Here is a 21,417-nt window from a genome sequence, read left to right as displayed (position 1 = left end):
CACCACCTTATTATTTTTCGGATGCTTGCTTCAACATATCCAATATTTGCGTACGTTCATCATCTGTTAATGGATTACCGCCAATAACAGAGGACATAACCGCAGATGTTGGTTCTTTTAAGAAATCATCAATTGACTTTCCATGTTTTCCTTCAACCTCTGTAAAAGCTTTTGAAAGGTCTGGACCCGTTGCCCCGCCATCTAAGCCAAGCTTATCAACGGCGTGACAGCCTAGGCAGCCTTTACTATTAAGGATATTGGCTTCATCGACTGCAACCGTTTCTGGTTCTTTCTTTTGGTCATCCGTTGTGGCCGGCTCTTCCGTTGCTTCTGTCTGCGCGACCTGGGGCTGTTTATCGGAATCTCCCAAGACAACACCAAACACCAGGTAACCAAGACCAAAACCAATAATAATACTAGCGACAAAGCTGATAATCGCCTTATTCATACTTCCCCCTCCTTCTGTCTATTCAACAACTTCATCCTAATAAGAATTCAAGTTTTAAAATGTGACGTACCGCACATCTTTTTGCTCAACTTTGAACGTTTTGTGAAGGGGGTTGAAGTAACAAGGTTTTAAAAAATGAACGTTTTGTGAAGATAATCACTTCGAGATGTGAAAATAGTAACTACAATAAAGGTACATATATGTCCAATCACAGCATTTTAAATGAAGGGAGGAGCAAAATGAGACCTGTACATGCTTTACAAGAACAGCCGTCAGGTAGAGTAAAGGAGTTTAAAATGGAAGATTTTTTGCGGAAAATTGTCATTTTTAAGGATCTATCCGCAAAATCCATTCATCTTGTAGCAAATCGGATTCAAACGTTAACTGTTAAAAAAGGAATACAGGTAATTTGTGAGGATGAAGCAGCCAAAGGGGTATTTTTTATTCATTCCGGGGCGGTCAAGCTGACAAAGCAAGATGAAAGTGGAAATGAAATCATTGTTTGTATGAAACAAAAGGGGGATGTTTTTGCGGAAGCTTGTCTTTTTTCTAAAACCTCTGAGCTCTATCCAGCAACAGCCACCATGCTCGAAGATGGCCAGCTTTTCTATTTAGATAAAGGAGAACTAGAAAAGGGGCTTCATGAATACCCTGAGCTTGCTGTCCAAATGATCCAATACATGAGTGATTCGCTGCGTGAAATGACCTCAACTTTACGGGACGTGGCCTTATTAGATGTCTATGCGAAGACAATAAAGACGCTGGAGCGGTTAGGGAATAAATTTAATACCAGCACTACGAGATGGAACATTGAGATTCCTTTGACTATACAGGAGTTTGCGACAGTCGTAGGCACGACACGAGAAAGTGTCAGCCGCGTCTTCTCGAAGTTAAAAAAAGAAGAAATCATCGAAATGAAATCAAGGAAAATTATCATCCTGGATATGTGTAAACTATGTGCACTGATGAATACAGGCTATTAAAAAACCCCTTCGTCATTTGTTTTTGGCGAAGGGGTTTACTGATTTTTTGTGAATGAACCGTTAAGAAGGCCGTATTTCAGTCTTCATGAAAGGTTCATGAAGACTGAAATTGGGTAGTTATGGGATTCGGGTCTTCATAAAAGGTTCATGAGGCCTGAAATTGGGTAGTCATGGGATTTCGGTCTTCATGAAAGGTTCATGAGGCCTGAAGTTGGGTAGTCATGGGATTTGGGTCTTCATGAAAGGCTCATAAGGCCCGAAATTGGATAATCATGTGATTTCGGTCTTCATGAAAGGCTCATGAGGCCTGAAATTGGGTGTTCATAGGATTTCAGTCTTCATGACCGCTCCATGAGGCCCGAAATTAGGTAGTTATGGAATTTCAGTCCTCATGACCGCTGCTACAGATCCAGTTAATCCTAAAATTTATACGTCCAAAACCGTTCATTATTAATCCATACCATCATTTGTGGATCTTGGTTTTTCAGCTTCTCTGTGACGTCGCCAAACATTTGCTCCGTCTGAGAACGGTGGGCACGAATCGCAGCGAGCTTTTTGTCGGCAACGGCACTAATATCATAGACGATGTCCGCCTCGCCAAGCTCCTCCACACAATTATTGGAAAAAGCAACACAGTGCAATTTCGGCCTTGCGGCTGCAGGCATTTTCTCCACTGCCCTAACAACCGCGCTACCTGTGGCATCGTGGTCAGGGTGAACAGAATAGCCAGGATAGAATGTGATAATCAGCGATGGGTTTACATCATTAATGAGTGACAACATAGCGTCTGCCAGTTTTTCATCATCTTCAAATTCAACGGTTTTATCACGGTAACCAAGCATTCGTAAATCCTGAATACCTAAAGCCGCAGCAGCTGCTTTAAGCTCTTCTTTTCTAATTTTCGGGAGATTTTCTCGATTAGTAAAAGGGGGATTCCCCATATTGCGTCCCATCTCGCCTAGTGTTAAACAAGCATAGGTAACAGGCGTACCATTTTGAATATGTGTGGCGATGGTTCCAGATACTCCAAAAGCTTCATCATCTGGATGTGGAAAGATGACTAATACATGACGTTCTTTTTCCATATAAGGCTCCTCCTTTCCTTTACTCAAATGGGGTAGGGCTGATTTCAAGGGCAACTGCGAGTTTCCCTTTGTTGTCATGACCCGCTAGCAGCAAACGATCTTGCTCATCGATTTCAAAATGAGTCAAGCCTTCCGCGTAAATCCAGCCAAGATTTATTTTTAATCCAACACGATAGGGGTCTGTCCCAATGATTTTTCCTAGTTCATAGCGAACAAGGGCATTTCGGATATAAGCACCTGCTGAAAAGAAGGTTTGATCATGATGGGATGCATAGGCACCGTTGGTTGTTTCCAGGTGAATATAAACATCCTGATTCGCGTATCTGTTAATCGCTTCTTGAACCTGGAGGTGATTTTTAATGGGCTCCATAACTTCTTTCTCCTTTCCCCATGCGGTATGTAATCAAAAACAAAGTGTATTTAATAATGTATCTATCATACTAAAATCACTTAAAAAAAGCGAAATCTATGCATTAGGCGAAATATTAAAAAGCCATTCGATGGGAATGGCTTAAAATATTAACAATCAGTACAGTATTCAGTTTTTGCCCTGCGATAGGCACCATGCCAAGTTGGTCCAACGAATTCATTTAAACGGAAGCCTTGGCTGATAGCGGCAGAAATGAAGTCTTTTGCAACCTCAACTGCTTCTACCACAGAATTACCTTTTGCCAGTTCTGCTGTAATCGCAGAGGAGAAGGTACATCCTGCACCATGGGTAAAGTTCGTTTCAATCTTCTCTGATTCAAAAATAGTAAAGTCCTTACCATCATATAAAAGATCAATGGATTTTTCTTCAGTTAAAAGCTTGCTGCCGCCTTTAATAACCACATATTTTGCACCTAGGTCATGAATTTTAATAGCAGCTTCCTTCATTTGTTCCAATGTTTTAACTGGGCCTGTTTGTGCTAACTGGCCAGCTTCGAACAGGTTTGGTGTCACAACCAAGGCACGTGGTAGAAGCAGCTCACGCATGGCATCAGTTGTTTCTGGATTTAATACCTCATCCTCGCCTTTACAAACCATGACAGGGTCAATAACCACGGTTTTTAATTTTTGTTCATCGATGACTTTTGCTACTAGCTCAATGATTTCAACAGTACCGAGCATTCCTGTTTTCATCGCGTCGATTCCTACAGACAGGACGGTATCGATTTGTGGTTTTAACGTCTCAACGGAAATGGGAAACACACTGTGGTGCCAATCCTTTGGGTCCATCGTAACGATGGTCGTTAAGGCAGTCATTCCGTACACGCCTAGCTCCTGGAATGTTTTTAAATCTGCTTGAATCCCTGCGCCCCCGCTGGTATCAGAACCGGCAATGGTCATAACTTTTTTTATTGTCATATGTATAATCCCCCTAACAATTCTTGAAAAACACTATTCATTATTATAAATCAAACCTGAAAATTTAGTAGAAAATTAATTTGAATGATTTTGTCAAATAAATGACAATTAGGCGCTTTCCTGGTCTTTAGTTGGTTATATGTGATAAATCTTACTTCTGAGAAAAAGGACTCATCGTAGGATAGTACTATAGATACAGATGAGATAATTGGAAACGCATACAAACGTTGGTTTAACAATCCTTTGGTAGTAATAAGTTGGTTTTTTTACAAAAAAGTTCGTTAATTCGACACAAAAATGACTTAGTATCGACAAAGTCTCGTGATAAAGGCATCCATATTTAATATAAATTTAAAGAGTAGAGACTATTACAATATTTGTGCAGATTGCTGTGACATTTGTCGCTGAGAAGGCATGGCAACATGACTACAATTAATACGCTAAGCAGGTTATTCCTGAAAGGAGGGAAAACAATGCACCGCAAAGGATGTCCGGATGAATATCCCATCACCTTAGTTTTAAATGGGTATGAGATTGCTGTATTTCAATTGACGAAACACGATTTAGAGGATTGGGCCTATGGTTATTTGTTTTCTGAAGGTTTTATTCAGGAAGCGAATGAGGTTGAATTCATTACCATAAACGAAGAAATGGGCAGCATTCATGTCTCACTTCTGAATGGTTTCAATGAAGAAGAGTTATTTACCAAGAAGAAACACTACACAGCTGGCTGTGGACGCGGGGTCACATTTTTCTCGATGACAGATGTGAAAAACTTCCAAAGAGTTTCTTCTGAGCACTGTTATAAATTGAGTTATTTATTAAAAAAACGAAGTGAATTTGCTCAAAATTCACCGTTTTACTTAGAAACTGGCGGAATGCATGGAGCCTGTATTGTAGATGAAGCAGGCGCTATTACCGTCCGTGAAGACATTGGGCGGCACAATGCAGTCGATAAGATCATTGGCCACACACTCCGAAATGGGTTGCAGCCTGAACGGTTGATTTTACTAACAACCGGAAGGGTTTCATATGAAATGCTTTCCAAAGCAGCAAAATTTGGCTTTCCTGTTATTGGCTCGCGAACAGCAGCCACCAAACAGGCTGTTCAACTGGCAAAATATTTGAATATCGAGGTAATTGGCTATTTACGAGGGAAGATGGCCAATATTTATACCTCAACAGGTCGAGTTCAAAATGATCTAGTGGAAGTACCCGCTTTAGAGCTGCATTGAAGGGAGACTTAACCGAACAAGCTGTAACTAAGAACGAGAGAAAAAAAGGGATGTTCTTATTCAATTCTGGGAAGGAGATAGAAAAATGGTTGAAATCAACTTAAACCGCCGGCAATTTTTAAAGTTGTCAGGAGCTACTGCGGCAACATTAGCTGTTGTTGAGCTTGGCTTTGATAATAAAAAAGCCCATGCAGCAACAAAAGAATTTAAAATTGCCAAATCAACTGTAACACCAACCATTTGCTGCTTTTGCGGCGTGGGCTGTGGAATCTTAGTCCATACCAAGGACAACACCGTGGTTTATACGGAAGGGGATCCGGATAACCCAATTAACGAAGGTAAGCTATGCAGCAAGGGTACAACAATTAGACAATTATATACTTCTGGAAAACGCATTAAGAAACCGCTTTATCGTGCACCAGGCAGCAATAAATGGGAAGAAAAAGATTGGGAATGGATGTATGAAACCATTGCCAAGCGTGTAAAAGAAACACGAGACAAAACATTTGTGGCAACAGAAAACGGCTTAACGGTAAATAAGACCGAGGCAATCGCAAGCCTTGGCGGAGCAGCTCTTGATAATGAAGAGTGTTACCTGCTTGCAAAAATGATGAGAGGGCTTGGTGTTACCTATTTAGAGCACCAGGCACGAATATGACATAGTTCTACGGTTGCCGGTCTGGCACCTTCATTTGGTCGTGGAGCAATGACTAACCATTGGAATGATCTGCAGTATACTGATTGTGCATTGATTATGGGTGCAAACCCTGCTGAGAACCATCCAATCAGCTTTAGATGGTTAACGAAAGCAAAGGAAAAAGGCGGAAAAATTATTTCTGTTGACCCACGTTTCACAAGGACGTCGTCTATGGCAGATGTTTATGCTCCTCTTCGTTCCGGAACGGATATTCCGTTTATGGGCGGGATGATAAAATATGCCCTTGATAATAATCTTTATCACAAAGAGTATGTTGCTAAATATACAAACGCAAGCTTTATCGTAAAGGAAAGCTTTACTTTCGAAGATGGTCTATTCTCAGGCTATGACGAATCAAAACGTGCCTATGATAAAACAAAATGGGCATGGGAAACAGCTGAAGACGGAAAACCAGTAAAGGATGAAAGCTTAGAGAATCCTCGTTCCGTGTTCCAATTAATGAAAAAACACTACTCACGTTATGATGTTGATACCGTTTCAAAAGTAACTGGAACACCAAAAGAAGACTTATTAAGGGTTTATGAAACGTTCTGTGCAACTGGTCAGGTTGGTAAGTCTGGAACCATCATGTATGCAATGGGAACAACGCAACATACGGTTGGAACACAAAATGTTCGTTCTTTCGCAATCATTCAGATGTTACTTGGAAATATCGGACTTCCTGGCGGAGGAATTAATGCAATGCGCGGTGAGTCCAATGTACAAGGTTCAACTGATTTTGCTTTATTATATGACACAATTCCTGGCTATTTGACAGCACCAAAGGCAATTCCAGAGCATGCTACACTTGCAGCATATAACGCAAAAGAAACACCGCCAACAGGATACCAAAGTAACAAGCCGAAATTTGTTGCCAGCCTTTTAAAGGCTTGGTATGGACCAAATGCAACGACAGACAACGAATTTGGTTATCAATACCTGCCAAAGGGCAATAAAAACTACTCACATATTAACTTGTTTAAGGCTATGTATGAAGGCACATTAGAAGGAGCTTTTCTTTTCGGAACAAACCCTGTAGTAGGCGGTCCAAATGCTGGAAAAGAAAAAGAATCTCTTGGCAATTTGAAGTGGTTAGTAGCGGTTGACCTTTGGGAAACAGAATCATCTGCCTTCTGGCAAAAAGAAGCCGGCAGTGACCCATCCAAGGTCAATACTGAAGTGTTCTTCCTGCCAGCATGTTCTTCTTATGAAAAAGAAGGAAGTATCTCAAACAGTTCACGCTGGATGCAGTACCGCTGGCAGGCTATTAAACCATTAGGTGAATCAAAGGCAGACTTAGAAATCATCCATGAACTTGCTACAAGAATTAAGGGTCTTTATAAAAATGAAGCTGGTCCATCAGCTGCTCCAATCAATGCTCTTTACTGGAACTATGGTGAAGGTCACCATCCAGATATCGACCTTGTTTGTAAAGAAATCAACGGTTATGACGTCAATACAGGTAAACAGGTTGCTGGCTTTGGTGCTCTTAAGGATGACGGATCAACATGCTCTGGTAACTGGATTTACTCAGGTTTTTATCCTGAAGAAGGAAAGAACCGTTCAAAAAACCGTGATAGTAAAGATACAGGCATGAGTAATTACCTAAACTGGGCATTTGCTTGGCCAGCCAACCGCCGAATCATCTACAACCGTGCTTCAGCAGATCCAAGCGGTAAGCCTTGGAGCAAGGAAAAAGCCGTTATCTGGTGGGATGATATTCAAAAGAAATGGGTTGGACATGACGTACCAGACTTTGTACCAACAAAAGCTCCTACTGACCCAACAGGTACCGATCCATTTATTATGAACAAAGATGGTGTAGGCTTACTTTATGCACCAACATTGAATGATGGTCCGTTCCCTGAACATTACGAACCATTTGAAAGCCCAATAGCTAATCCTTTTTCAAGTCAAGAATTAAACCCGGCTGCTGTAGTAATCGAGGGTGACTTCAATAAGCGAGGCTTTAAGGCGGACTTCCCGATTGTTGCAACAACCTACCGTGTAAGTGAACACTGGCAGTCCGGAACGATGACTCGTAACCAAGAATGGTTATCTGAACTTGTTCCTCATATGTATATTGAAATAAGCGAAGAGTTAGCCAAAGAAAAAGGCATCAAGAACAAAGACAAAGTGATTGTCAGCTCTGCCCGCGGCGAGGTAAAAGCATACGCGATGGTGACAAAACGCTTTAAGCCTCATAAGATCGATGGCAAAAATGTTCATCAAATCGGAATGCCGTGGCATTTTGGTTATAAAGGAATCGCAACTGGGGATACAGCAAATCGCCTGACGCCTCATATTGGGGACGCCAATACGACTATTCCTGAATATAAGGCATTCCTCTGTGACGTAAGGAGGGCTGACTAATGGCTACTGAATATGTAAAATTTGTTGACGTAACCAAATGTGATGGCTGTCGTGCCTGTATGGTGGCCTGTAAGAACTGGAATGACCTTCCGGCTGAACCGCAGGATTTCCTAGGCAGTGTCCAATCACATGCAAAGACAACAGCTGATACTTGGAACGTATTACAATATATCGAGCATGAAAATTCCAAGGGCGGCCTTGATTACCTATTCCGTCACTCAGCGTGCTTCCATTGTACAGACGCAGCCTGTGAAAAGGTTTGTCCGGAGGATGCCATTAGCTACACTGAATTTGGTACAGTGGTGATTGACCATGAAAAATGCGTAGGCTGTGGATATTGTGTTAATAACTGCCCATTTGAAGTCATTTCACTTAAGGAATATGTCGATAAAAATGGCGACAAGTACCGTAAGGCGAATAAATGTACAATGTGTACAGACCGTTTGGAAGAAGGCTTACAGCCTGCCTGTGTAACAACCTGTCATACAGGAGCCATGGAATTCGGCGACAAAGCAGCTATGATCAAGAAAGCAGAAGAGCGCGTGAAACAAATTAAAGACCGCTATCCAAATGCTCAAGTGTATAATCCACAAGGCGTTGGCGGTACACATACGGTTTATGTATTAGCAGAAAAGCCATCTGTATATGGCTTACCTGAAAATCCAAAAGTGCCTACATCTGCTGTTATCTGGAAAGACTATGCGCAGCCAATTGGTAAGATGATGATTGGGGCTACCACAATGGCAGTTGTCGGAGCTTTCATTACGAATACGATTATTAGTAAGAAGAAAAACGGTAAAAACGAAGACGGAGGTGAACAACATGAGTAAACCTCAGAAGTCTACAGTAAAAGTAAAGCGTTTCTCGAAGGCATTTGTTTGGGCGCATGCCGTTAACGCGATTTCTTTCCTTGCCCTTTACATTACTGCCTTGCCAATGTATACCGAATTTTTTGACTGGTTATATCCAGTCCTTGGCGGACCAGAGGGAGCACGTCTACTTCACCGGATCTTCGCTGTTGCGTTCATAACACCAACGTTCATCTGGGTTATTTTCGACTTTAAAGGCTTCAAGCTTTGGATGAAAGAATTAGTTACTTGGAAAAAGCGTGATCTTGAATTCTTTACTGAATTCGTAAAGGAACTTTTCGGTTTCAATTTCAAACACGTAAAACAAACATTCTTTAACGCTGGTGAAAAGATTAACTCTATCATTCAGATTTTCACGGCAATCTTAATTATCGGCTCAGGCTTTCCAATGTGGTTCCCGGAGCTCTTCCCAAAAGCGGTTGTACAATGGGGATATTTACTGCACAATGTTGGTTTCGGCCTTGCTATCGCTGTAGTCGTAGGACATGTCTATTTATCTGTTATTCACAAAAACTCTAAACCAGGATATACCGGTGTTATCACAGGTGAAGTACCTGCTTGGTGGGCCAATGAGCACTATACAGAATGGTATGAGGAAGAAGTCAAAAAAGGCAACTTCCCTAAACTAGATGATTCACACCAACCAACGACACCTGGAACACCAGGTACACCGAATAAGAAAAAGAAAAAAGGCGCGTAAGACCGAAAAGCGGAAGCGCCTTGACCAAGGAAAAATGCAGTTCGATTTTTCCCAGAGGCGACAGGCATAAGACGAGCCGGCGAGAAGGTCGCTCTTTGACCTTCTTGATGGATTGTCGGAAATGTGGAGGCGACTGCTCTGGGACGAAGGCATAAGACGAACCCTGCAAGAAGGCGCTCTTTGCCTTCTTCAGGGGGCGGCTTATGACTCGAGTCCCAAGGAGCCGAAACTAGACAAGCTTATGACCCAGAGCCACTAGGCGCTGTAGCTAGACACAGCCATTTAAAGAATGAATAACCAAAATGGCTGTCTGTAACAGGACAGCCATTGCTTTATAAATTTTAAAAGAGGTGCAGAACGATGAAAAAATCCGTTGTTTCAAAAGAATATCAGAAGTTACAGAAGGAAATTATAGCACTTCAAGCGAATTGGAAAGAGAGCATTAATCCAGAATCGATTATTCCTAACCTCGATAAAACAGCTATGTCAGCAGGAGTGCCTGCAGCGGCATTAACGTCTATTAATTTTGAAATTTCACTATTCCAACAGTGGATAGAGGAGATAAATGAGCTTTTAATCAAGCATAACCCTGAACTTGAAAAAAAGCTTGCTGGGGTAAGTGCCTTAGTAAACGAAGAAACAGCCATCCGTTGGATTGACGAAGCTTTTTCGTTTAACAGTGTTTTTTTTGCTAGTTTTGCAGTAGAACACGGACTAGAAGAATGGATACCGCAATTTCTTGCGGAAACGGCACTACGTCCATATTTGCAGTTAACGGCAGAAAAAATTCAGCACGAAATTACTCATGCGGTCCCTGGGGCTGGGTGTCCCGTTTGCGGTGAGCCTGCACGTCTTGCAGTTCTTGAGGATGAAGGGAAAAAAGTGATGACATGTCCGCGCTGTCTCGCTCATTGGAATGCAAAAAGGATTGAATGTGCACACTGTGGTAATGATGACCATAAAACCATTCAGTTCTTGTCGATTGAGGGCGATGCTTCATCCCGAATCCAGGTTTGTGAAAAGTGCACAGGATATATTAAAGTAATCGATACAAGACAATATCTCAGCAAGCCGTCAGCTGCTATGCTCGATCTAAATAGTATTCATCTTGACTTTGTAGCTCAGGAGCAGGGCTATCAAGCAGTAGGACAAATGAAAGAAACGAATTAAGAGGTGCATTTACATGAAAGCAGCGGCTATTATTTTATCAGGTGGAAAATCTAGCAGAATGGGTACGAACAAGGCTCTCTTAAAACTAAATGAGGAAACAACCATCGAAAGAATGGTGGAGACGCTTAAGGTATATTTTGATGACATTATTGTCGTTACCAATGACAAGGACGCCTACGAATTCTTAGGGGTAAAAATGGTGTCCGACCACTATCAAGAAAAGGGACCGCTGGCTGGATTTCATGCTGGCTTATCTGCTTCTAACTATGATGTGAATTTCATTGTAGCGTGTGATATGCCGTTTGTGTCTGGAGAACTTGCAGCGGCCCTTGCGGAAAAGATTGACCATTATGATGCCTTAGTGCCCGTTATTAATGGGAAAATGCAAACCTTATGTGGTGTTTTTCAAAAGAAGACAGTAAATCAAATTGAAGAATGTATTGAAAATGGACATCTTCCGATAAAATATCTGCTCGAGCATTTAAACGTTCTTTATTTATCTGAAAAAGATTTACAGGATTATAGTAATATAGACATAGAGCGTGTCTTTTTCAATATGAATCATCCACATGAATATGAGGACGCAAAAAAGTGGCTAGAAGCTGATTAGATGGGAAGGGTGTAAGGCACAGTGCAATTTTTCAAAGTAAAAACAGTCGAAGAAACTTTTGCAATGATAGAAGAAAAGATCCCCCACATAACACATACGGAAGAGCGTTCATTAGAAGACGCACTTGATTATATTTTAGCGGTGCCTGTCACCGCGAAAGAAAATGTCCCAGGTTTTGACCGCTCGACGGTTGATGGCTACGGGGTTAGAGCAAAGGACACCTATGGCTCATCCGATTCTATGCCGGGGTTTTTAACGGTGGTGGGGGAAGTCAAAATGGGTGAGTCTGCTGCTATTCCTGTTGGTCAAGGGGAAGCGGTTTACGTCCCGACAGGCGGAATGATTCCACCAGGTTGTGACAGCGTCATCATGATCGAACATTGTGAAGACCATGATGGTTTATTAAATACCTATAAGCCGGTAGCACCCGGTGAAAATATTATTCGTGCAGGGGAAGACATCACTGAGGGAGAAATACTGCTTTCAGAAGGAACGAGACTTCGGCCGCAAGAGTTAGGCGCGATCGCTTCACTAGGAATTAGCACGGTTTCGGTTTATCGGAAACTAAAAGTTGGGTATCTATCATCCGGTGATGAAATTGTACCTTATCAAACAGAAAAACTAGCAGAAGGGCAAATCCGGGATATCAACTATTTGACGATTGCAGGTCTCGCAAAACAATGGAATATTGAAATTGTTTATGGCGGGATCGTTAAAGATGACTATCCTGAATTTCAGCGAAAAGCACAAAGCTTATATGATGAAGTTGACTGCTTAATTCTCTCTGGAGGAAGCTCGGTCGGAGCAAAAGATTACACGACAGATATTATTCAGTCCTTGGGAACACCGGGTGTATTTGTTCATGGCATTTCTATCAAACCGGGAAAACCTACGATTCTTGCAATGGCAAATGGAAAACCTGTGATTGGTTTGCCTGGCCACCCAGCTTCAGCGATGATTATTTTCATGCTGTTTGGTGAAAAAATCCTGAGAAAATTAAAAGGTGAAAAAATAGAGAAGAAACCTGAACGAATTTTTGCCCGGATCACGAAAAATATTCCTTCTGCAGCAGGTCGGTCCGATTATATTCGTGTCCGTTTGTTCGAGAACGAGGAAGAATGGTGGGCTGAGCCAATCATCGGGAAATCAGGTTTAATTACGACACTAGTAAAAAGTGATGGAATTGTTGAGATTACTTCTGAAAAAGAGGGTATTTCACAGGGAGACTATGTACCTGTGATTGCAACACGATAAGGGGGAACGTGTAATGAACCAAAAACGCTATAAACGGAAAATATATTTAGAGGACAAACCCCGATCGGAAGCGAAGCGAGAAATTCTCGAGGCTTTTCAGCTGCCCCTTGAAATCGAAGTGATCCCAACAAGCGATGCCCTTGGACGTGTAAGTGCTGAACCGATATTTGCCAATGTGTCGACACCGCATTACCATGCTTCCGCAATGGATGGGATAGCGGTGATCGCTGAAAAGACATACACCGCTCATGAGCAAAGTCCATTACGGCTAAAGCTTGGCACTGATTTTACCATTGTGGATACAGGAAATGCCATCCCTGCTCCCTATAATGCCGTCATTATGATCGAACACGTCGATATGATTGATGAAGAAACGATAGAAATTATTGAGCCAGCAATACCTTGGCAGCATATCCGCCCAATCGGCGAGGATATTGTTCAAGAGGAAATGCTGTTCCCGCAGGGACATATTCTTCGGCCTGCAGATTTAGGTGTACTGTTAGCCAGTCAGCACCTATCGATTCCAGTTATCAAAAAGCCAATTGTCACGATTATTCCAACAGGAAATGAGCTTGTCGAAGCGAATGCACAGCTTGCATCTGGAAACATTATTGAGTTTAACGGAACGGTATTTGCGAATTTTGTAAAAGAATGGGGCGGGGAGCCAAGACTTCATTCCATTGTGAAGGATGACCCAGAGAAGATTAAGGCTGTTTTATTAGAAGCAGCGGAAACCTCGGATATTATCGTGATTAATGCAGGGTCGTCGGCAGGCTCCAAGGATTATACCGTCCATATCATTGGCGAAATTGGCACGGTGTTTACCCATGGTGTAGCAGCAAGACCAGGTAAACCCGTAGTGTTAGGGAAAATAAATGAGAAAATTGTTGTTGGTGTACCAGGATATCCGGTTTCGGCCTATTTAGCATTAGAATGGTTTGTACGTCCGTTAATTTGCAAGTATCTGCAGCTACCTGAGCCACAACGGCAAACTGTAACCGTTAAGCTCGGACGCCGCATTGTTTCGGGTATGGGAGCCGAGGATTTTGTACGAATGAATATCGGCTATGTGAATGGACAGCTTGTTGCCAATCCACTGACCCGAGCGGCGGGTGTAACCATGTCCTATGTTCGAGCAGATGGCCTCCTTGTCGTACCAGCAAACATAATTGGCTATGAACAGGGTGATTTTGCCGAAGTGGAGCTATTACGTCCGCTAGAGGAAATTAAAAATGCGATTATGTTCTGCGGCAGTCATGATATGACAATTGACCTTTTATCATCACAGTTAAAAAGAGTCCGTGCTGACATGAAAATCGTCTCTGCACATGTTGGAAGTATGGCTGGGATTATGGCGATTCGAAAAGGAGAGGCCCATGTAGCGGGCATTCATTTGCTTGACCCCATTACAAAGCAATATAATCTCTCATATGTAAAGAAAATTTTAGCCGGTACCGATGTAGTCCTTTATCCCTTTTTAAAAAGGAAGCAAGGATGGATTTTACCAAAAGGAAATCCACTAGGGATTAAAGCAGTTACCGACATTGCTGAGAAAAAGGCGAACTTTGTTAACCGCCAAAAAGGAGCGGGCACAAGGATTCTCTTTGATTTGCTCCTAGAGGAAAAGGGTATTTCCACTGAAGAAATTACAGGTTATGACCGTGAAATGTTTTCACACTTAGCTGTGGCCGCGGAGGTAAAAGGGGATATCCAGGGAGCAGGACTGGGGATCTATCCTGCAGCAAAAGCCATGGACCTTGATTTTGTTCCCGTTGGTGATGAAGAGTATGATTTATTGATGACAAGAAGCTTTTATGAAAGTGAAAGCGGCAAACAATTGATAGAAATTATCCAATCATTTGAGTTTAGGCAGAAGGTCGAGAAGATTGGCGGTTATGAAGTAGTTGAAAATGCCGAGCCAAAGGGTTTGGACTAAAGAGGTGCAGAAAATGAATTATCAAATTTCGAAGGAACCGATTGATATCCAATCCGTTATTGATAAAGTAGTTCAGCGGAATGCAGGTGCGATTACCACATTTATCGGAACGGTTCGCGAATTAACAAAAGGAAAGAAAACACTTTTCTTAATTTATGATGCGTACGAAGCGATGGCTGTGAAGAAACTAGAGCAAATTGGTAGGGAGATTGAAGAGCGCTGGGAAGGTGCCCAAGTTGCGATTACCCACCGAGTTGGCAGACTGGATATCACGGATGTTGCTGTTGTCATTGCCGTTTCTACCCCACATCGTAACGATGCCTATGAAGCGAACCGCTATGCGATTGAAAGAATAAAGGAAATTGTTCCAATTTGGAAAAAAGAACATTGGGAAGATGGCGAAGAATGGATGGGCAATCAGCTCGAAACCGTTGCTTATCCAAGTGGCAAACCAGAGGAGGCCGATTTGAATGAATAAAGTATTGTTTTTTGCTCATTTGCGGGACGCAGTCGGAGAGGAATTTCTTAAGGTAGATGCGGCGGGTAAGACGATTCGAGAATTGAAAGAGGAATTGGCTGCGGGCTACGATCTTCCTAAATTGGATACTGTTATGACCGCTGTGAATGAGGAGTTTGCGCAGGATGATGAAGTGATTCAAGAAGGTGATGAAATCGCGTTTATTCCGCCTGTTAGTGGTGGATGATCTGAGCTGGGGGAGGGTAACTTTCGTATGAGCGAAATTACTCTCGGATAAGTGAGGTTACCCCTCGAATAAATAGAATTACTCTCAGATAAGCGCACTTAACTCACGGATGGAGAATTCTCCTCCGGAATAAGGTCGATTTTGGAAAGGGGAAAACAGAATGGATGAACGATATTCACGGCAAGTCCTCTTTCCAGGGATCGGAAAAGACGGACAAGATAAAATCCGATCGAAGCATGTATTAATGATTGGAGCTGGGGCTCTTGGGTCAGGTAATGCAGAAGTGCTTACTCGAGCAGGGGTTGGATGGCTTACAATCGTCGACAGGGACTATGTTGAGGCTAGTAATCTTCAACGCCAGCAGCTATATACCGAAGAGGACGTGGCTGAAAAGCTTCCGAAAGCAGCGGCCGCTGAAAAACGCCTTAAGGCAATCAACTGTGATGTAGAAATAAACGCAATTATCGGTGATGCCACCCCGGCTATGCTGGAGGATATGGTGAGGGATGTTGACCTCATTATTGATGCAACAGATAACTTTGAAACGCGGATGACAATCAATGATGTCTCACAAAAATATAAAATTCCTTGGATATATGGCGCATGTGTTGGCAGTTATGGGATGAGTTTTTCGATTATACCGGGTAAAACACCGTGTTTAAACTGTCTGTTACGGAGTATTCCAATGCAGGGATTAACCTGCGATACCGGTGGAATTATCGGTCCGGCGGTCCAAATGGTCATAGCTCATCAAAGTGCAGAAGCCCTCAAAATGCTTGTCGAGGATTGGGAAGCGGTCCGAACCTCGTTTGTCAGCTTCGATTTATGGCGAAACCAATATACCAGTTTAAAAATGGGGAAAGCCAAATTTTCCGGCTGTTTATCCTGCGGCGAGGAAAGGACCTATCCATACCTAGATCAGGAAAACATGACAAAGACGACAGTCTTATGCGGCAGAGATACGGTCCAAATCCGCCCAGCCAAAGAAGGAGCTATTTCACTTGAACAGTTAGCAGGGCAGCTAGGCTCGCTTGGCTATACAGTAAAGGGGAATCCATACCTCTTATCAGTAGAAATGGGAACTGAGCGAATGGTCATTTTTAACGATGGCCGTGCTCTTATCCACGGCACAAAAGATTTAACCCATGCAAAATCGATTTACCAAAGAATTTTAGGATAATAGGTTTACACCAATCGCCAATCATTTTGAAAGGCGATTTTTTTGTTGCTGGCAAAAAAGGATATTTCCCGTCTAAGAAGTGTAATGGTGTCAGTATTTAACGATAGATAGTTTATTTCCCGGGTAGTTGCAGGGATTTTCACAAAACGACATGTTTCACGTGAAACATTTGAAAAGTGTCGAATTTTTAAATGTGTTTGGAATTTGGTATGATGAGTAAGAGATTGAAATAGAGGAGTTATAAATCGTGAATATTTCAGTAGATAAATTATTAAGAAAAATCGAAGACGAATTACATCTTGCTAAAAATAGCCCGAAGCAAGAAAACTTGCGGGAAAAAGTCTACTCTATTAAAATATTATGCGAGTTGATACTAGATGAAAAGCAAAATCCGCAAGTACCATCACCACCTGCTACACCTGTTTATCAGCCTGTGATGGCACAGCCATCTTTTCAACAGCCAGTATCATTAAATCAACCGAAGAAACTAGAAATGGAAGATGAAGCAAACGGAGATTCGTTATTTGACTTTTAATACGAAAAGCGGAAGTGCCTTCGGAACAAGCACAGCTTGTTCCTGTGTGGATTAATCTAAGGGGATTTCCTTAGTGCACAAGGGCTCTCAGCTAGACAAAGAAAGGAGATAGTATGATGAAAACCTTTATCATTATTGGTGCGATTAACGCTTTTTTAGCAGTCGCACTGGGGGCATTTGGAGCCCATGGTCTTAAAGATAGGCTAGACCCGTATTACTTAGATATTTGGAAAACGGGCGTTCAGTATCAAATGTTCCATGCGGCAGGACTGTTGGTAATCGGAATTCTGCTCGGGAAAGTGGATGCAAGCTCATTTTTCACCTGGTCAGGTTGGTTATTCTTGATTGGAATCATCTTCTTTAGTGGCAGTTTGTATATCTTAAGCTTGACGAAGATAGGGGTTCTAGGAGCAATTACCCCAATTGGAGGCGTGTGCTTCCTTGCCGGTTGGGTTCTAATGATCATCGGGACAATAAAAGATTTGTAAAATAGTAAAAGGCATTGGAAGCTCCAATGCCTTTTATCTTTACCTTGGTGGAAAAGTACTTAAACCAGGTGAAGATCCTAATGGATATTCATATTCGAGTTCTTCATCAAATGTAGCATAATCGAAGGCCACCATTGGAATAAGGGTGCGCCGACCGGATTGTGGATCACTTAAAATCAGATGATCCCTTCCTGCCGCTTCAATAATGCCAACAAACTGTTTTGCATTCCATTGGCTGTTACCCTCGAAAGTTGCATATACCGTAGCTAATTTCCCTTTGTTTAACCGTAAAATATTTTCGATGTATGATTGTTCGATTGGCAGCATTCCTTGCGGCTGTATCGTTCCAGGGGGTGATTGTGGTGCACTTGCTGGCGGAAACTGTGGAAACTGCTGCTGCCCGCCAGGGAAATACCCTTGCCCCTGACCTTGATATGGACTGGCTCCCTGCTGTCTAGCGGGATAAGCTTGATACCCTTGCTGATTATAAAATTGACTCATCTTTTCCCCTCCTAAAAATAACTGAACCAATGGCCCAACAGTTTATTCATACTCCAAAACTCCTAAATGATGACAATCGGAATAATCCGATATGAGAAAAACGGAGCTAAAATTAAGACTCGCTGATTTATTAGTATGAGGAGAAAAGTTGAAATATGACATTTGAAATTTACAAAAAAAGTCCTCAGCATAAGCCGAGGACAATGAACTTAAATATGCAAAAATTCGGATACTCTTTCTTCTTCTAAAAGGTTGCCAACAAAGAAGGCACCAAATTCGCCGTAGCGTGCACTTACTTCATCAAAACGCATTTCATAGACGAGCTTTTTGAATTGAAGAACATCTTCTGCAAAAAGAGTTACGCCCCACTCGTAGTCGTCAAAGCCAACGGAGCCAGTGATAATTTGTTTCACTTTTCCTGCATATGTACGTCCAATCATTCCATGGCTGCGCATCATATTACGGCGCTCTTCCATCGGAAGCATATACCAATTATCATTGCCTTCACGTTTCTTGTCCATTGGATAGAAGCAAACATGCTTCGTTCTTGGCAATTTTGGATATAGACGGGCAAGTATTTGCGGATTTTGGTAAGGATCCTCGCCAGCAGGCAAATAGTTACTTAATTCCACAACGGATACATAGGAATGAGCAGGAATTGTGTATTCTGCTAATTTAGATTTATTAAATTCTGTTTCAATTTCATTTAGCTCTTCCATTGTTGGGCGTAAAATCATCATCATAAAATCAGCCTTTTGACCAACAATTGTATATAAGGCATGACTGCCTTCGTTACTTTCTTGCGTGTGATTCCACTTTTCAACTAGACTTAAAAACTCGTGAATAGCTTCCTCTCGTTCTTCACTTGAGAGCATCTTCCAAGTTGTCCAATCAACGGTGCGGAAATCATGCAAACAATACCAGCCATCAAGCGTTTGAGCTGCTTCACTCATTATAATCACTCCTAGATAATCATTCTTATTATTTACAATCTTTACTATATCATAGTTTGACCAAGTGAAGCTCGAATAAACACCATGGATATTTTTTTAAAAAAAGGTAAATAGTAAAAGGGTGGTGTGAGTTTTTTGAATAGAAGAACATTTGCGGTGAAAACGCTACCTTAGTTGAATTTTTCAACAGGTAAAGTATGCTAAAAGAGGAAGATTTATTAGGGAGGATTTAATGTGGCAGATTTATTTGAAGGCTTAAAACAAAAATTAGCTGGCCGGGATATGAGGATTGTTTTTCCTGAAGGCTTGGATGAACGGATTGTGAGAGCGGCAAGCAGACTTGCGGAGGAAAAGAGATTAATTCCTATTTTAATTGGGAACATTGAACAGGTTCAGGCAAAGGCCGCAGAGCTTGGTGTTTCCTTAGAGGCAGCGGAAATTTATGACCCAGCTAATTATGCAGGTATGGACGAGCTTGTGGCTTCGTTTGTGGAACGTCGTAAAGGTAAAGCAACAGAAGAAGATGCACGTAAAATTCTATTAGATGAAAATTATTTTGGCACTATGCTTGTACATACAAATAAAGCAGATGGCTTGGTAAGCGGTGCAGCTCATTCTACCGCAGATACGGTTCGTCCGGCATTGCAAATTATTAAAACAAAGGAAGGCATCAAGAAAACATCCGGTGTCTTCATCATGGTTCGTGAAAATGAAAAGTATGTTTTTGCCGATTGTGCGATCAATATTGCTCCTGATAGCAATGATTTAGCGGAAATCGCGGTGGAAAGCGCAAAAACAGCGAATATGTTTGATATCGAACCTCGGATTGCCATGCTCAGCTTCTCAACAAAAGGTTCAGCGAAGTCTCCTGAAACCGATAAAGTTGCAGGGGCAGTAGAAGAAGCAAAACGCCGTGACCCATCTTTAGTGATTGATGGCGAGTTCCAATTTGATGCAGCGTTTGTACCTTCTGTTGCAAAAAGTAAGGCACCAGATTCACCACTTCAAGGGGACGCGAACGTGTTTATCTTCCCAAGTCTTGAGGCTGGAAATATCGGCTACAAAATTGCTCAGCGTTTAGGAGGATTTGAAGCAGTCGGACCAATCCTTCAAGGATTAAACCGCCCTGTTAATGATCTATCACGCGGCTGTAATGAGGAAGATGTATATAAACTAGCATTAATCACTGCAGCGCAGGGATTATAAGCAGTGTTTTAAGGTCAGTCCACGGTTGTGGGCTGGCCTTTTTGTGGTGGGTATTTTTGTTTTGGACAAATTTTCGTAGGTTATGGACATTTTTGGTGGGGTTTTGGACTTTTTTAAAAGGTTATTGGACAAAATCCACTGACTTTTGGACGTTTTTCCAACTGTTTTGGACAATTAGACATTTATTGGAAAAGTCCTGCGGTATCAGGAACTATTTTAAATGGATTCATTTTGCTAAAATATATATATTATTCATTTTGAGGAGATAAACACTATGGAAGGTTTGCTTCAACAGCACGAATGGCGAATAATTGATCAGTCTTCGTTAGGCAGCCAATTACACGCCTTACAGTCATTTGGCACCGATGATACCTTGTGTGCTTCTGTTGGGTCGGGGCAGGCACCTGCAACTGCCAGAACATGGGTCCATCACAATACGATTGTCCTTGGGATACAAGATACCAAACTGCCATTTTTAAAAGAAGGAAGGCAATTCCTTAGCACACAGGGCTATCAGTCTATTGTAAGGAACTCAGGCGGTTTAGCTGTGGTCCTTGACGAAGGCGTATTAAATATTTCGTTGATACTGCCGGAAAAGGAAAAAGGAATCGATATCAACCGCGGCTATGATACCATGTGGCAGCTGATTAAAAATATGTTTGCGGAATTCAATCAATTAATTGAGGCAAGAGAAATCGTCGGATCTTACTGCCCAGGAAGCTATGATCTGAGTATTGATGGGAAAAAGTTCGCTGGTATTTCGCAGCGGCGCCTCAAAAAAGGGGTAGCTGTTCAAATCTATTTATGCGTGAATGGCAGCGGCAGTGCGCGGGCAGCACTGATCCAGAAATTTTACGAGATTGCCAAGAACAAGCAGGAGACAAAATTAACCTATCCGGAAATTGTACCGGAAGTGATGGCCTCTCTATCTGAGCTGCTTGGCAGGGAATTTACCGTCTCCGATGTCATGCTTCGGCTGTTAACCCAATTAAAAAACAACAGTGACAACCTTTACGCCGGACAGCTGAATGAGCTCGAATTAGACCTCCTCCCCGGCTATTATCAGAGAATCATCGAACGTAATAAAAAGCTGGATGAAATGTAAAAAGCCGTAAATCTGACTGGATTTACGGCTTTTCCTTA

22 protein-coding genes are annotated in these 21,417 nt (G+C 42.0%); 16 read left to right on the top strand and 6 right to left on the bottom strand.

What is annotated here, in order from left to right:
- Positions 1 to 10 precede the first annotated feature (10 nt).
- The gene (locus tag V7108_RS23245) at positions 11 to 448 is read right to left on the bottom strand and encodes a cytochrome C (RefSeq protein WP_335569590.1); all 438 of its coding nucleotides are present in this window, start codon (positions 446 to 448) and stop codon (positions 11 to 13) included.
- A 239-nt stretch (positions 449 to 687) separates the two neighbouring features.
- Here V7108_RS23245 and V7108_RS23240 point away from each other — a divergent pair, with 239 nt between their 5' ends.
- Positions 688 to 1,431: a Crp/Fnr family transcriptional regulator gene (locus V7108_RS23240; RefSeq protein WP_335569589.1), complete on the top strand. Its 744-nt coding sequence runs from the start codon at positions 688 to 690 to the stop codon at positions 1,429 to 1,431.
- Between the two features lie 419 nt (positions 1,432 to 1,850).
- Here the strand turns inward: V7108_RS23240 and bshB2 are convergent, their stop codons facing one another.
- The 3 genes from bshB2 to pdxK form a co-directional block, all read right to left on the bottom strand.
- Positions 1,851 to 2,516 carry a bacillithiol biosynthesis deacetylase BshB2 gene (gene bshB2 / locus V7108_RS23235; RefSeq protein WP_335508800.1) on the bottom strand — a complete coding sequence of 222 codons (666 nt, stop codon included), beginning with the start codon at positions 2,514 to 2,516 and terminating at the stop codon, positions 1,851 to 1,853.
- Between the two features lie 19 nt (positions 2,517 to 2,535).
- Positions 2,536 to 2,886, bottom strand: a complete 351-nt coding sequence (locus tag V7108_RS23230; RefSeq protein WP_335508802.1) for a YojF family protein — start codon at positions 2,884 to 2,886, stop codon at positions 2,536 to 2,538.
- A gap of 149 nt (positions 2,887 to 3,035) precedes the next feature.
- On the bottom strand, positions 3,036 to 3,863 hold the full coding sequence (gene pdxK / locus V7108_RS23225) for a pyridoxine/pyridoxal/pyridoxamine kinase (protein ID WP_335569588.1): 828 nt from the start codon (positions 3,861 to 3,863) through the stop codon (positions 3,036 to 3,038).
- Positions 3,864 to 4,336: 473 nt separating this feature from the next.
- Here pdxK and fdhD point away from each other — a divergent pair, with 473 nt between their 5' ends.
- The 13 genes from fdhD to V7108_RS23160 all read left to right on the top strand — a co-directional run bounded on the left by fdhD (position 4,337) and on the right by V7108_RS23160 (position 17,614).
- Positions 4,337 to 5,098: a formate dehydrogenase accessory sulfurtransferase FdhD gene (gene fdhD, locus V7108_RS23220; protein WP_335569587.1), complete on the top strand. Its 762-nt coding sequence runs from the start codon at positions 4,337 to 4,339 to the stop codon at positions 5,096 to 5,098.
- A gap of 94 nt (positions 5,099 to 5,192) precedes the next feature.
- Positions 5,193 to 8,168 (top strand): formate dehydrogenase-N subunit alpha, encoded by a 2,976-nt coding sequence (gene fdnG / locus V7108_RS23215; RefSeq protein ID WP_335569606.1) that lies wholly within the window; start codon positions 5,193 to 5,195, stop codon positions 8,166 to 8,168.
- Positions 8,168 to 8,998, top strand: a complete 831-nt coding sequence (locus V7108_RS23210; protein ID WP_335569586.1) for a 4Fe-4S dicluster domain-containing protein — start codon at positions 8,168 to 8,170, stop codon at positions 8,996 to 8,998. The genes fdnG and V7108_RS23210 overlap by 1 nt, the downstream gene beginning before the upstream one ends.
- Positions 8,991 to 9,737, top strand: a complete 747-nt coding sequence (locus tag V7108_RS23205; RefSeq protein WP_335569585.1) for a formate dehydrogenase subunit gamma — start codon at positions 8,991 to 8,993, stop codon at positions 9,735 to 9,737. The genes V7108_RS23210 and V7108_RS23205 overlap by 8 nt, the downstream gene beginning before the upstream one ends.
- A gap of 360 nt (positions 9,738 to 10,097) precedes the next feature.
- Positions 10,098 to 10,907, top strand: coding sequence for a formate dehydrogenase accessory protein FdhE (locus tag V7108_RS23200; RefSeq protein WP_335569584.1), 810 nt, complete (start codon positions 10,098 to 10,100; stop codon positions 10,905 to 10,907).
- A 13-nt stretch (positions 10,908 to 10,920) separates the two neighbouring features.
- Complete coding sequence (mobA, locus tag V7108_RS23195) at positions 10,921 to 11,517, top strand: molybdenum cofactor guanylyltransferase (protein WP_335569583.1); 597 nt, start codon at positions 10,921 to 10,923, stop codon at positions 11,515 to 11,517.
- A 21-nt stretch (positions 11,518 to 11,538) separates the two neighbouring features.
- The gene (locus V7108_RS23190; protein WP_335569582.1) at positions 11,539 to 12,771 is read left to right on the top strand and encodes a molybdopterin molybdotransferase MoeA; all 1,233 of its coding nucleotides are present in this window, start codon (positions 11,539 to 11,541) and stop codon (positions 12,769 to 12,771) included.
- A gap of 13 nt (positions 12,772 to 12,784) precedes the next feature.
- The gene (locus V7108_RS23185) at positions 12,785 to 14,707 is read left to right on the top strand and encodes a molybdopterin biosynthesis protein (RefSeq protein ID WP_335569581.1); all 1,923 of its coding nucleotides are present in this window, start codon (positions 12,785 to 12,787) and stop codon (positions 14,705 to 14,707) included.
- A 13-nt stretch (positions 14,708 to 14,720) separates the two neighbouring features.
- Complete coding sequence (locus tag V7108_RS23180; RefSeq protein ID WP_335569580.1) at positions 14,721 to 15,185, top strand: molybdenum cofactor biosynthesis protein MoaE; 465 nt, start codon at positions 14,721 to 14,723, stop codon at positions 15,183 to 15,185.
- Positions 15,178 to 15,411: a molybdopterin converting factor subunit 1 gene (gene moaD, locus V7108_RS23175; RefSeq protein ID WP_335569579.1), complete on the top strand. Its 234-nt coding sequence runs from the start codon at positions 15,178 to 15,180 to the stop codon at positions 15,409 to 15,411. The genes V7108_RS23180 and moaD overlap by 8 nt, the downstream gene beginning before the upstream one ends.
- A gap of 160 nt (positions 15,412 to 15,571) precedes the next feature.
- On the top strand, positions 15,572 to 16,591 hold the full coding sequence (locus V7108_RS23170) for a MoeB/ThiF family adenylyltransferase (RefSeq protein WP_335569578.1): 1,020 nt from the start codon (positions 15,572 to 15,574) through the stop codon (positions 16,589 to 16,591).
- Positions 16,592 to 16,838: 247 nt separating this feature from the next.
- Entirely contained in the window at positions 16,839 to 17,126 is a 288-nt protein-coding gene (locus V7108_RS23165; protein ID WP_335569577.1) for a YwdI family protein, read from the top strand.
- Positions 17,127 to 17,242: 116 nt separating this feature from the next.
- Positions 17,243 to 17,614 (top strand): DUF423 domain-containing protein, encoded by a 372-nt coding sequence (locus tag V7108_RS23160; RefSeq protein ID WP_335569576.1) that lies wholly within the window; start codon positions 17,243 to 17,245, stop codon positions 17,612 to 17,614.
- Positions 17,615 to 17,653: 39 nt separating this feature from the next.
- Here the strand turns inward: V7108_RS23160 and gerQ are convergent, their stop codons facing one another.
- Complete coding sequence (gene gerQ / locus V7108_RS23155; protein ID WP_335569575.1) at positions 17,654 to 18,115, bottom strand: spore coat protein GerQ; 462 nt, start codon at positions 18,113 to 18,115, stop codon at positions 17,654 to 17,656.
- A 209-nt stretch (positions 18,116 to 18,324) separates the two neighbouring features.
- Positions 18,325 to 19,068 carry a hydrogen peroxide-dependent heme synthase gene (gene hemQ, locus V7108_RS23150; RefSeq protein WP_335569574.1) on the bottom strand — a complete coding sequence of 248 codons (744 nt, stop codon included), beginning with the start codon at positions 19,066 to 19,068 and terminating at the stop codon, positions 18,325 to 18,327.
- Positions 19,069 to 19,302: 234 nt separating this feature from the next.
- Between hemQ and pta the strand changes: the two genes are divergently transcribed.
- Together pta and V7108_RS23140 are read left to right on the top strand one after the other, a co-directional pair.
- Entirely contained in the window at positions 19,303 to 20,274 is a 972-nt protein-coding gene (gene pta, locus V7108_RS23145) for a phosphate acetyltransferase (RefSeq protein WP_335569573.1), read from the top strand.
- Positions 20,275 to 20,548: 274 nt separating this feature from the next.
- A complete protein-coding gene (locus V7108_RS23140) occupies positions 20,549 to 21,379 on the top strand; it encodes a lipoate--protein ligase family protein (protein WP_335569572.1) in 831 nt (276 codons plus the stop codon).
- The last annotated feature ends 38 nt before the right edge of the window (positions 21,380 to 21,417 follow it).

Origin of the sequence: Neobacillus vireti (assembly GCF_036962345.1) — a bacterium.
Classification (GTDB): Bacteria; Bacillota; Bacilli; order Bacillales; family Cytobacillaceae; genus Neobacillus; species Neobacillus vireti_A.
Note: the sequence above shows the minus strand (reverse complement) of the source record. Positions and strands in the feature narration are given on the sequence as shown.

What these genes read in the sequence shown, in the direction of transcription:
- V7108_RS23245 (WP_335569590.1), bottom strand. Translation starts at nt 448, where the DNA reads ATGAATAAGGCGATTATCAGCTTTGTCGCTAGTATTATTATTGGTTTT.
- V7108_RS23240 (WP_335569589.1), top strand. Translation starts at nt 688, where the DNA reads ATGAGACCTGTACATGCTTTACAAGAACAGCCGTCAGGTAGAGTAAAG.
- bshB2 (WP_335508800.1), bottom strand. Translation starts at nt 2,516, where the DNA reads ATGGAAAAAGAACGTCATGTATTAGTCATCTTTCCACATCCAGATGAT.
- V7108_RS23230 (WP_335508802.1), bottom strand. Translation starts at nt 2,886, where the DNA reads ATGGAGCCCATTAAAAATCACCTCCAGGTTCAAGAAGCGATTAACAGA.
- pdxK (WP_335569588.1), bottom strand. Translation starts at nt 3,863, where the DNA reads ATGACAATAAAAAAAGTTATGACCATTGCCGGTTCTGATACCAGCGGG.
- fdhD (WP_335569587.1), top strand. Translation starts at nt 4,337, where the DNA reads ATGCACCGCAAAGGATGTCCGGATGAATATCCCATCACCTTAGTTTTA.
- V7108_RS23210 (WP_335569586.1), top strand. Translation starts at nt 8,168, where the DNA reads ATGGCTACTGAATATGTAAAATTTGTTGACGTAACCAAATGTGATGGC.
- V7108_RS23205 (WP_335569585.1), top strand. Translation starts at nt 8,991, where the DNA reads ATGAGTAAACCTCAGAAGTCTACAGTAAAAGTAAAGCGTTTCTCGAAG.
- V7108_RS23200 (WP_335569584.1), top strand. Translation starts at nt 10,098, where the DNA reads ATGAAAAAATCCGTTGTTTCAAAAGAATATCAGAAGTTACAGAAGGAA.
- mobA (WP_335569583.1), top strand. Translation starts at nt 10,921, where the DNA reads ATGAAAGCAGCGGCTATTATTTTATCAGGTGGAAAATCTAGCAGAATG.
- V7108_RS23185 (WP_335569581.1), top strand. Translation starts at nt 12,785, where the DNA reads ATGAACCAAAAACGCTATAAACGGAAAATATATTTAGAGGACAAACCC.
- V7108_RS23180 (WP_335569580.1), top strand. Translation starts at nt 14,721, where the DNA reads ATGAATTATCAAATTTCGAAGGAACCGATTGATATCCAATCCGTTATT.
- moaD (WP_335569579.1), top strand. Translation starts at nt 15,178, where the DNA reads ATGAATAAAGTATTGTTTTTTGCTCATTTGCGGGACGCAGTCGGAGAG.
- V7108_RS23170 (WP_335569578.1), top strand. Translation starts at nt 15,572, where the DNA reads ATGGATGAACGATATTCACGGCAAGTCCTCTTTCCAGGGATCGGAAAA.
- V7108_RS23160 (WP_335569576.1), top strand. Translation starts at nt 17,243, where the DNA reads ATGAAAACCTTTATCATTATTGGTGCGATTAACGCTTTTTTAGCAGTC.
- gerQ (WP_335569575.1), bottom strand. Translation starts at nt 18,115, where the DNA reads ATGAGTCAATTTTATAATCAGCAAGGGTATCAAGCTTATCCCGCTAGA.
- hemQ (WP_335569574.1), bottom strand. Translation starts at nt 19,068, where the DNA reads ATGAGTGAAGCAGCTCAAACGCTTGATGGCTGGTATTGTTTGCATGAT.
- V7108_RS23140 (WP_335569572.1), top strand. Translation starts at nt 20,549, where the DNA reads ATGGAAGGTTTGCTTCAACAGCACGAATGGCGAATAATTGATCAGTCT.